A 10300-nucleotide genomic window follows, 5' to 3' on the forward strand; every position below is an offset into this window, starting at 1 on the left:
AAGCGCCGGTCTCTCTCAGAGTGAGAGCCTGGGGTGGACGCACAACTTGAGAGGCCGGCTCCTGGGCTACTACGCGGAAGGGGAGATCGGTCCGGACGGCGACCGGAGGAGGGCGATTTGCTGGACATCGCCGCGCAAATTGCACAAGTCACCAACGGGCTTGCCAACCTTGGGCGCACACGCTCGATCCGTCCAGCCATCGACAACCTTACGTTCGCTGCCAGTGTCACCGCGACCCTTTCCAATATGGCCAAAGATCGTCACAAGAACCTCGAACTTCCCCTTTCCGGGAAAGCGAAGGCCGCATCTGCGCCCGCCCGCCGTAAAGCCATGACCGCCCGTGCGCGGACATCCCGAAGGGAGCTCTTGCTGTTCGACTACCAGACCTGGCTCACCCTGACAGCGGGTGTCGCCCAAGCAGCGGCGACCGCCGAAGCAAGCGGGGCTGGCCGCAGGTAGTTCAGGGCAACGAGGAAATGGCACGCGACCACCGCCCATCGGACTGTCGATGACGCGCAGGGCGTGTGCTCACCCCTCATCTGTGTATCGACCGCCGCAAGGTAGAAGTTGAGTTGCACCATGGGTCCATGGCCGGTGAGGTTCCCGTGAGGGCGGAAGGTCACGCCGAACCAGATGGCTAATGGCCGTGCCCGCGAGTGGAACCATCTCGCCAGGCTCTCGGTGTCGCGGGATGTGGTCAGGCTTTTGTCGCACCTGGGAGCGCGGTGCGGATGACATCTTGCAACTGCCGAGGGGAGGGGAGCTTGCCCTTCATAGCCGGTGGCAGCTTGCCCTGGAGCTGATACTCGGCCACCCCGATCGGGTTTGTCTTGCTCTTGAGCGCGAATTCGACCTCGAGGTTGTCCTTCTCGGCACACAGGATGATGCCGATCGATGGTGCGTCGTCGGCCGCCCGCTCCTTCTCGTTGAGCAGGTTCAAGTAGAAATCCATCTTGCCGGCGTACTCGGGTTCGAACTTGCCGATCTTCAGCTCGATGGCCACCAGCGATTTCAGGAAGCGGTGATAGAAGAGCAGGTCGATGAAGTATTCGTTGCGCCCCAGGGTGAGCCTGTGCTGGCGTCCGATGAAGCAGAAGCCATAGCCGAGTTCAAGGATGAAGTCGCGCAGCTTGTCGATGAGCTGGTTCTCGAGCTCGCGCTCCTTCACTGCCTGGCGGATGCCGAGGAACTCGAGGTTGTAGCTGCTCTTGAGCGCCTCCTCGGCCTGTTCGGCCAGGTGGTCGGGCAGCGCGAGCGGAAAGTTGTGGCTCTTGCCCTCGGCCAGCGAGCGGTCGTACGCGCGGGCCTTGATTTGGTTGAGCAGCACATTGCGGCTCCAGCCGAACGCCGCGACGGCCTTCAGGTAGAAGATGCGCTCGGCCGGGTCGGACACCTTGCCGAGCAGCACTAGGTGATGGCCCCAAGGAACTTCTGCGACAAGCTGTCGCAGAAGTTCGACCTTCGCTGCGCCACCCGCAGCCACTGAGGACCGGCGCGGCCGACCGACTGAGCTTCGGGGACTTTCTGCGGCAAGCTGTCGCAGAACCGGCGCGCTCGAGTACTCCTCGTAGAGTCGACGCATGTCCCAGACGTTGCGCGCCGAGAAGCCTTGGGTGCCGGGGAACGAGGCGCGAAGGTCACGCGCGATCTGTTCGACCACGGACTGGCCCCAACCCAGCGCCTGCTGTTTCTCGACGATGGCCTTGCCGATGTCCCAGTAGAGCGCGATCAGCTCGCGGTTCACCGCGCGCGCGACCGACAGGCGCGCCGCGGCGACGCGCTCCTTCAAGGTTCTAATGAAATTTGCGTAGTCGTCGGCGAGGTCAGGGCTGCGGGTCATTGCCCCCACTGTAGACCAGCGTGAGTGCTGAGTTCGCGTCAACGCGATGCCTCTGCTTATTCCAGCCAAATCGAGTCCAAGATGGCGATGGATTTCGACATGACCACAAGCGCGGGCCGAGCGGCTGATCCTCACGATGTACGCCGGCAGGGCGCATCAAGCGCAAGGATCTCGAGGCGGGTGAGAACTTCGCCGAATACGTTCCCTACTGGTTGAAGGCGCCGCCCAGCCGTGACGAAGGCTGCGATCCGCCTGCAGCGACGCAGGGGCAGGGCGCCTCGGCAACGACTTCCGTTGAACTTGCCGGTGCCTAGTAGGTCATCTCGATGGCCATGCCCTGGGCCCACCGGCTCTCCCAATGGGCGAGGTAGGTTGCCGCCACCTTCGGATTGCTCCACACCACCAGCACGTTTTCAGAATTGGACTTCGCTGCCGCCTGGCTGTAGTTGAAGGAGCCCGTCTGCGTGTGCTTGCCGTCCACCACAATGTACTTGTCGTGGTGGATCGCATAGGTCGAGATCACCTTGGTCGGAATGTTGGCGCCGACGAGCAGGTTCATCGCCGCGATGTTCGCCTTGCCGCGGTTGCCCTTGTCGTCGATGAGCACGCGCACATCGACGCCATGTCGCTTCGCATCGGTCAGGGCGCGGACGACTGAAGGCGAAGTGAAGGAATAGCCGGCCAGCCGTATCGAGCTGCGGGCACTGCCGATGACCTTGAGCACGAGCGCTTCGGAGCCCGCATCGGGCGAAAAGGCCACTTCGATCTGCGAGTCGAAAGGCGGGGCGCTGGGGGAACTGGCACAGCCAGCGAGGAGGGCGAAGGCAATGCCCAGCAGGGCAGGGCGCGAGGCAGGAAGGAAAAAGGATCGCATGCGGTGTTCAGGTTGGGGCGGCGACTGTAGCAACTTTGTACGCGCTGTCTGGCGCGCCGCAGCCGCGCCTGTTCGGCGAAGCTGCCAGCCGATCTTGCATGCATTCCATGGTGCGCCACGACAGCTCAGCTACGATGCTTGCGGCGTTCGTGGCCCCACCTGTGGTCGCGCTCTTCTGGAACGTTCGGTTGGCTCTGGCTGCACGGGGAAGTTGCCTACGTGATCCGCTCATTGGTCATGCGCGTGCAACCGGCAAGTCGGCGCAAGTGATGGTGTGGTTGGGCGTCTCCAGGGACTGGCGCATGACCATCCTGTGCTTCGCGCTGGTGATCCTCGCGCTTGCCCACGGAATCGCGCCGCGCCCATGCTGCTGGTTGATGGCGTCGACCGCGCGCATCTCATAGCGAGGATCCTTGCCGGGCTGGTCCACCGCGAGTTCGCCCTGCATAACGGCGGCGTCCTGGAGCCCGACGCCCGCCTTGGCGTCGTTGTAGCCAGGCTTGAAGATGGCGTAAAGGCCGCGAATTGCTGACGCCGCCGCAAACAAGCGGGTGCCTGCCCGTCGGCCTGCGCAATGGCACGGCCCGATACTTTCCGAACATCTTACGAACGTAGCAGGGAAGGCGCGAATGATGCAGACTGCAGGCATGCATAGCAGCGATGTCGTTACTGAAAAGAGCAATCGCGAGTCCGCCGAAACTTCGGACGGCGCCGCGAAGCTGAGCGACGCGGGAACCCTCGCTGCCTTCGAGCGCAGGATCAGACTCAAGGAATCCGCAGCACGACAACGCTTCAGACAAAACGTCGTCTTGGCAATCATCATCGCGCTGGCCGCGCTGACACTCGTCGTGATCGTGCAGGTCGGCCACGCGCCCTGACGCACCACCAGGGGCAGGGCTTGGGCGCTGGCCGCCATTCAGTGCCAACGTCACTGCGACCCYTTTCAGTATGGCCAAAGATCGACACAAGAACCTCGAACTTGCCCTTCCCGGGAACGCAAAGGCCGCGCCAGCGCCCGCCCGCCGCAGAAGCAAGCAGGGCCGGCCGCAGGTAGTTCACCCGGGTCGTGGTCTCCGGCGCGGTCGTCAGCGACTCTTCATGTACGCCGCGTACAGCGAGGGCTGGAGGTCGCGAAGCAACTTGCGTCGCTCGATGATGTCGGCGTGGCGGCCCTGCCGCTCCAGGCCGAGCAATTCCACCAGCAGACGCATCGCCTGCTCTTGCACGCTGTGCAGCGAGGCCTGGGCGAGCGCCAGGTGCTCACGAAGACCGGGGCGCTCGATGAGCACCCAGGCAGCAAACCAACTCAGATCTGCAATCTCGCCGTCGGCCGGGGAGGTCGCGTCGAACTTCGCCTCGAAGCTGCGAATCAATTGCGGCAGGAGCGGGTCGGGCGAGCGTTGCGCGACGTTCTCCAGCAGCGTTGGCGACAGCCATCCCAGTTCCGCGAGCAGTGGCCAGGTCGCCTGCAGACCGAGCAGGTGCAAACGGGCCTCGGCCATCCAGGCCAGCGGCACCGGCTTGCGTCGCCACGATTCGATGGTGGCGACCGCCTGCGCGGCGGCCTCCCAGTTGCCTGCACGCAGCCAGATTGGCGCCGCATGGTCCTGCGGATGCCGGGCATCGAAGGCCAGTGACCCGGCGCGGCGTGCGATGTCCTGCCAGCTCGCAGCGAGCCAGCCGGCGGCAGCCCGGTTGCCGAAGGTGCGCTGCGCAGCGTGACGAATCGACTCCTCCAGCATCTGTCGCGCCTCGCGCAAGGATGCGTGGTCGCGAAACGCATCATCGCGGCCGAATTCGGCGGCCTCGATGTAGCCGGTGAGAACACGCGACGGCAAGGAGTCGTCGGCCGGATATTCCTGGGAAAGGTGATTGCAAGCCTGCCGAGCGGCCGACGCGTCGCGCCGCTCGAGCGCATGCGCAGCGTCGTTCCTCAGCATCACCTCGCGGCCGTGTTCGAAGATATCGAGTTGCATTGCTTCACTTGAGCATCATGGTATCAAGGCAGCGCGCCCATGAGAACTTCAACAGCCCTCGTCGTCTCCCAGTTCGACGGCCAGGGGATCATGTATTGCGCCCGGGCGCCCGCGAAACAAGCGTGCCCGGCTCCATGGCAAGTTCGTTTGCGATGAGGCATTTGGCGTCCTTCAGGGACACTCGGTGCTGAACAGCTCGAGCTCGATGTGTCGAGGCTTGGCAGGGTGTCGGCGTGCGCCTCGGGAGGCCGCTATGCCCATCGCACTGTCGGTGTGCGGCAGGCCTCTGGACCGGAGAAGAGCTAAAATGAAACCGCAATCCCTTCGCAGTGTCATTCGGTTGGCTCTCGCTCAGGGCAAATAGACCACCTCCGGGTGGCCTTTTCACATCTGGCGACTGCATTGAGAACCACGGTCTCCATCGACGGCTACAGCCTGTACTATTCGCGCCTGCGCGGGTCGCCCTTCAAGTGGCTGGACGTGGTTGCACTTCGTCGCGACGCCTCGCCATACAGGATCCGTCCGCGAATGTGGTGGCAGTCAAGTTCTTCACGGCGCCCATCAAGGCGACTTAAGCTCGCCACGGTGCTGACTCAGAGTCCGAGGTATCCCGCGCCCTGATGTTCAGGCACCCCGAACTCGTCGAGGTCATCCACGGCTTCCGCATCGTGGAGCCCTCATCCCATCCCCGCTATGTCCCAGGACAGCTTCCGAACAAGGCCGACTTGCACCAAATTTGGATGATCGAAGAAAAGCGGACCGACGTGAACCTGGCCCTGCACCTCAGCGCGATGCCATGCATTCGCAATGCGAGCAACTGGTGATCTGCTCGAACGACAGTGATCTCGAGCCTGCTGTGCAGATGGTCCGTGCGGACGCGCCCCGCATCGCGATCGGACTCGTGATACCACTTCGTGAAACCGCGAAGGAGAGGGCGTGTACTCCAACTAGCGCCTCACCGCGCTCACGGACTGGGTACGTCATCACATCCGGGACGAGGAGCTGGCAACTTCTCAATTGCCGATGCATGTACCTTCCAGGAAGAAACCGGTCAGCAAACCGTCGCATTGGTAGGACTGCCCACGAGGTCGCCGCGCAATCGGTACGGCTCCCGATTTTCGACGACGTGACGTCGACGGCATCATCGGGCGAAGCGGAAGCATCGAGCCGTCGCGTGCGGACGAACTGCTGATGAAGACCTTGGTGCTGCGCCTGGCCCGGAAATGACCCGCGCCGAAATGGGCCATGCACTGGGTCAACCGGCCCTCCCAGTGTGCGAGGTAAGTTGCCGCCACCTTCCGGCGAGGCCAATACCGGCATGCACCAGGCGTGGACATCAGAGCTCCTGGAGCTCTCCTCGAATGCGATCGCCGACCGTGACGCCATGGGCGCTCCTGCGCACCGCCTTGCGTGGCGCTTGGCAAAGCGCTCTGCCACCACATCATGCGCGATCGCAGGACGCAGGTCATCCAGCGCTTGCTGCACCTTGGCGCGAACACAGGCGTCATGTGCCTGCGTGTCGGCGACCAAACCGGGCAGGGGGTAGGTCTCCTTGGACTCTGTCGGTCTTCGTCACGGCAGTGCGAAGTGGCGAGGGGTAGTCGAGCAACCGGCCGAGCTGGAGCGTGCTTCGTTCGAAGACGTTGCGAGCGCCCTCAGGACTCCGAAGGAATAGAGTTGTCAGCGATCGTTGGCCTATCTGTTCGCCGTCGACCCAGCATGGGCGTATCTACTAAGACAAAGATCGCTCTGTCAGCGGAAGCTCGGAAGCTCTGGCGCTTCAGACGGGCAAGCTGTCGAGGCCGGCTCGCGCGAACCGGATCAAGATCTCCCTTGGCTCACTCAGCCCCGTCGAATACCGGGAGAGCCTTGGACTTGCAGCATAAAATCAGTCCAAGGTTTTATCCGCACCCCCGGTGGGTCAAATTTCGGCCGGCGCCAACAGTGCCTGGGTGGCAACCTCGCGGTGGCGATGGCGGACCCGCACCGGACTTTCGCGGCCATGCGCGGTCTGGCGCTCGCCGTCCACATCGCGACCAAGCCCAACCGGTCGCACTTGCTGGTCGGCAGGCAGAGCCTTCTGCTGCCGTGCCTCGGTCGCACCGAGCTCGACCTGCAGGCCGATGGCGTGCAGTCGATCACCGTCGAGGATTCGATGTCGATGGTGCACGCCTCCACCGGCCGGCTGCCGCAGCCTTCCGATCAGGTGCGCTCGGAGCCGGCCATCGTCGCCGGCATCGCCAAGGCGGTACTGGCGGGCCGGCATGGCATCGACTGGGACGCCATGGTCGCCGACTACGGCCGCATCCGCGATGCCATCGAGGCCGTGCTCCCGGGTTTTGACGACTACAACCACCGGATCAAGACACCCGGTGGCTTCCGGCTGCCGATCGGACCGGCCGAGCGCATCTGGCATACGGCCTCCGGACGGGCGCAGTTCATCGTCATGCCCGGCTTCCGGGAAGACCCGCGTGCCGCCGGTGTCGGGGTGCTCACGCTGACCACGCTGCGCAGCCACGACCAATACAACACGACGATCTACGGCTTCGACGACCGCTACCGCGGCATCTTCGGACGCCGGGACGTGGTCTTCCTCAACGCCGACGACATGGCGGCGCAGGGCATCGCGGCAGGCGCTCGCGTCGATCTCGAAGCGGTGGCTTTCGAAGGCGAAGCCACCGCGCCGGCGGCGGCGCTGCGGAACCTGACAGCGGTCGCCTACGACATTCCCAGGGGTTCCGCCGGCGCCTACTATCCCGAAGCCAACGTGCTGGTCGCGTTGTCGCACCGCGATCCGCAGAGCGGAACGCCCTCGTACAAGTCGGTGCCGGTGCGCCTGCGGCGATCGGCCCGCTCCGCAGGGTCGGAGTCATGAACGCGCTCCCGCGCCCGATCTCGCGGCATACCGTGCACGTGATGGGCGAAGACGCCTGCCAGGACACGCTGGCCGCGGAGGTGCCGGTGTCGCTGGTCTTCAACGGCATCGCCCATGCCGTGATGATGGCGACGCCGCAGGACCTCGAGGCCTTCGCCCTCGGCTTCGCGTTGAGCGAGGGCATCCTCGACGATGCCCGCGCTTGCTTCGACATCGAGGTGCAGGCGCTGTCCGCCTGCCACGCCGGGCTGCCCGACGAAGTCGATGCGACGCAGGTCGACCTGCGCATCTCGGCGCGCAGCTTCGAACGCCTCAAGGGCCGCCGCCGCAATATGGCGGGGCGGACCGGCTGTGGTGTGTGCGGGGTGGAGAGCTTCGCCGGACTCGACCTCGAGCCGCTGGCGACGCCGGACTGGATCGAACGCGTGGATGCCCGGGTGGTGCCGCGCGCCCTCGATGCGCTGCCGGCCCGTCAGCTGCTGAATGCCGAGGCGGGCGCGATCCACGCCGCGGGATGGGCCACGCTCGACGGCCGGCTGGTCGAGGTGATGGAAGACGTGGGCCGGCACAACGCGCTCGACAAGCTGATCGGCACGCTGGCCATGCGCGGGCAACTGGCCCGGCCCGGATTCGTCGTCCTGATCAGCCGCGGCAGCCAGGAGCTGGTGCGCAAGTGCGCGCGCCTGGGCATTGCCGCGCTGTGCACCGTGTCGGCGCCGACCGCGATGGGCGTGCGGATGGCGCAGCTGGCAGGCCTGCGCCTGTGGGGCCTGTGCCGCGCGCCGCGGGCGGTGCTGTACGCGGCGGGCAGCCCGCATAGCGGCCGGGCTTCGCCGAGGTCCAGCCCAGCGCGATCGACGTATCACCAGCCCTGACCTTCCGGGGGGCGCACCCTTCGATGATCGGGTGCGAGGTCGCATGAATGCGCGCCTGTTCATGCTACCGCGGCACCTTCGAGCGCAGGGACGTGGTGTTCCACTGTTTTGGGAGAAGAAAGTCGTAGCCCGCCAAATAAAGTCGTAGACAGTGAAACAAAATCGTACATCGCGCGGTTCGGCCATTCGCTGGGGGCGCGTGCTGGCTCTCGAAAATACTTGAGCGGTTGGGTCTTCAAGGCGATGCATCAGCTACGGCAATGCAGGCCTGCCGTCAGCCTGCTGAAAAACCCAAGTAGGGCCTGCAAGGACGTAGCAGCTGATCGTCATCTCGGACTTCGCGACGATCAAGTGTAGTGACGCCGCGTGTCTTGAAGTTGACCCGATTTCGCGGACACCTGATCCTTATGGAAGAAGGAGTCCGACCATCGGGTCTACGAACTCGTGAGTGCGAACCAGGCCAAGGTTCCCGTGCATACGATGTGCCGCGCTCTCAAAGTCTCCGCGAGCGGCTACTACGCGTGGCTTGATCGAGCGCCATCAGGGCGTTCGATCGACGATGCGGTGCTGCTCGAGCGAATCCGAGCGATCCACACCGAATCTGATGCCACCTACGGCATGCCACGCGTGCGCGCCGAACTGATCGACCAAGGGGTACGCGTCAGCGGCAAGCGCGTGGCTCGGCTGATGCGTGTGAACGCCATTCGAGGCGTCAGTCGGCGTCGTGGCTTCATCGTGACCACGCGACGCGACGAGCGGCAACGCCCCGCGCCCGATCTGGTCAAGCGCGAATTCATTGCCGCCGGCCCGAACGAGTTGTGGGTCGCCGACATGACCTACGTGCCTACCTGGGCAGGCTTCATCTTCCTGGCCATCGTGCTGGATGTCTGGAGCCGGCGCATCGTGGGCTGGGCCATCGGCGAACAGATGACCGCCGATCTCGTGCTCGCGGCGCTGAACATGGCGCTGCAACAGCGCAAGCCCGACGGCGTGATCCATCACAGCGATCAAGGCAGCCAGTACACCAGCATCGCCTTCGGCGAACGGTGCAAGAAGATGGGCGTGCGCCCGTCGATGGGCACCGTCGGTGATGCCTACGACAACGCGATGGCCGAGAGCTTCTTCGCCACGCTTGAATGCGAGCTGATCGACCGGCGCAGTTGGCAGACCAAGACCGAAGCTCGGCTGGCGCTGTTCACCTACATCGAGGGCTGGTACAACCCGCGCCGACGTCACAGCGCACTCGGACAGGTCTCGCCGGCAACGCTTGAAAGGAACTACAAAGCATGTTCAAGCAACCGCCTCGCCTCGAACACGACTTGACCACCGTCGGCGTCTGCGTGGCAGGCGCCACGCCGCCGGTGGACAAGTCTTCGTCGTCGCCAGTCACTTCGACTTGAAAATCAAGTCCCAACCCGTCCGCGCAACAGGGTCAAGTCCAGACCTACGCGCCCCACCCCGAATTGCGGGACCTTGGTGGGCGTTCTGGCGCAAGTAGTGCGCCCGCCCAAGCGTTTTTGACAGAAGCCGACCTTCGCCCCGCCCCTCCGACCCGACGGAACCTCTCAGACGGGCAAATAAAAACCCGCCGGAGCGGGTTAAGTGCAGCCCTTGAGGAGGGAGGAGGAGAAGAGCGGGCTGCCGAAAAGCAGTGTGTACCCCGAAACTTAGCAGGCTGCTGAAATACCTCACCGGATGGTCCCCCGAAAGTGGGCCTGAGGCGTTGTCTTCGCAGACCCACGAAACCTGCTCCGATGCGCGGCCCTGACACATTCACCGAAGGTTTGTTTACCATGAGACGGCTGGACGATTTCGTTCCAGCGAATCATCCGCTACGCCGCATCCGGGTGATGGTCAACG

General features: G+C 64.3%; 10 protein-coding genes and 1 pseudogene. 6 read left to right on the forward strand and 5 right to left on the reverse strand.

Going from position 1 to position 10300, the window contains the following annotated elements; all coding sequences use genetic code 11:
• The first annotated feature begins 117 nt into the window (after positions 1–117).
• The gene (locus AC1D2O_RS35595) at positions 118–459 is read left to right on the forward strand and encodes a hypothetical protein (protein WP_477650320.1); all 342 of its coding nucleotides are present in this window, start codon (positions 118–120) and stop codon (positions 457–459) included.
• Between the two features lie 238 nt (positions 460–697).
• Here AC1D2O_RS35595 and AC1D2O_RS35600 read toward each other — a convergent pair whose 3' ends face one another.
• The 3 genes from AC1D2O_RS35600 to AC1D2O_RS35610 form a co-directional block, all read right to left on the reverse strand.
• The gene (locus AC1D2O_RS35600) at positions 698–1840 is read right to left on the reverse strand and encodes a PDDEXK nuclease domain-containing protein (protein ID WP_478158741.1); all 1143 of its coding nucleotides are present in this window, start codon (positions 1838–1840) and stop codon (positions 698–700) included.
• 310 nt (positions 1841–2150) lie between these two features.
• Positions 2151–2714, reverse strand: a complete 564-nt coding sequence (locus tag AC1D2O_RS35605; protein WP_478094454.1) for a phospholipase D family nuclease — start codon at positions 2712–2714, stop codon at positions 2151–2153.
• A gap of 235 nt (positions 2715–2949) precedes the next feature.
• Positions 2950–3261, reverse strand: coding sequence for a DUF4113 domain-containing protein (locus AC1D2O_RS35610; RefSeq protein WP_478094452.1), 312 nt, complete (start codon positions 3259–3261; stop codon positions 2950–2952).
• Between the two features lie 82 nt (positions 3262–3343).
• Here AC1D2O_RS35610 and AC1D2O_RS35615 point away from each other — a divergent pair, with 82 nt between their 5' ends.
• Positions 3344–3592, forward strand: a complete 249-nt coding sequence (locus AC1D2O_RS35615; protein WP_478094451.1) for a hypothetical protein — start codon at positions 3344–3346, stop codon at positions 3590–3592.
• A 207-nt stretch (positions 3593–3799) separates the two neighbouring features.
• On the opposite strand, the gene AC1D2O_RS35620 is transcribed toward AC1D2O_RS35615, so the two are convergent.
• Positions 3800–4690 carry a hypothetical protein gene (locus AC1D2O_RS35620; protein ID WP_478158742.1) on the reverse strand — a complete coding sequence of 297 codons (891 nt, stop codon included), beginning with the start codon at positions 4688–4690 and terminating at the stop codon, positions 3800–3802.
• A 620-nt stretch (positions 4691–5310) separates the two neighbouring features.
• On the opposite strand from AC1D2O_RS35620, the gene AC1D2O_RS35625 reads away from it, so the two are divergent.
• Positions 5311–5514 carry a hypothetical protein gene (locus AC1D2O_RS35625; protein ID WP_478158744.1) on the forward strand — a complete coding sequence of 68 codons (204 nt, stop codon included), beginning with the start codon at positions 5311–5313 and terminating at the stop codon, positions 5512–5514.
• Here AC1D2O_RS35625 and AC1D2O_RS35630 read toward each other — a convergent pair.
• A complete protein-coding gene (locus AC1D2O_RS35630; protein ID WP_478094414.1) occupies positions 5474–6220 on the reverse strand; it encodes an antitoxin PaaA2 family protein in 747 nt (248 codons plus the stop codon). The genes AC1D2O_RS35625 and AC1D2O_RS35630 overlap by 41 nt on opposite strands.
• A 442-nt stretch (positions 6221–6662) precedes the next feature.
• Here AC1D2O_RS35630 and AC1D2O_RS35635 point away from each other — a divergent pair, with 442 nt between their 5' ends.
• From AC1D2O_RS35635 to AC1D2O_RS35645, 3 genes and pseudogenes are all read left to right on the forward strand, one after another.
• Positions 6663–7565 (forward strand): molybdopterin dinucleotide binding domain-containing protein, encoded by a 903-nt coding sequence (locus AC1D2O_RS35635; protein ID WP_478158743.1) that lies wholly within the window; start codon positions 6663–6665, stop codon positions 7563–7565.
• Positions 7566–7606: 41 nt separating this feature from the next.
• Positions 7607–8440 carry a formate dehydrogenase accessory sulfurtransferase FdhD gene (fdhD, locus tag AC1D2O_RS35640; protein ID WP_478094349.1) on the forward strand — a complete coding sequence of 278 codons (834 nt, stop codon included), beginning with the start codon at positions 7607–7609 and terminating at the stop codon, positions 8438–8440.
• A gap of 411 nt (positions 8441–8851) precedes the next feature.
• Positions 8852–9763 (forward strand): annotated as a pseudogene (locus AC1D2O_RS35645) (IS3 family transposase); the annotation flags it as partial.
• Positions 9764–10300: the final 537 nt, after the last annotated feature.

This window comes from Variovorax sp. P1_G12 (assembly GCF_056405555.1).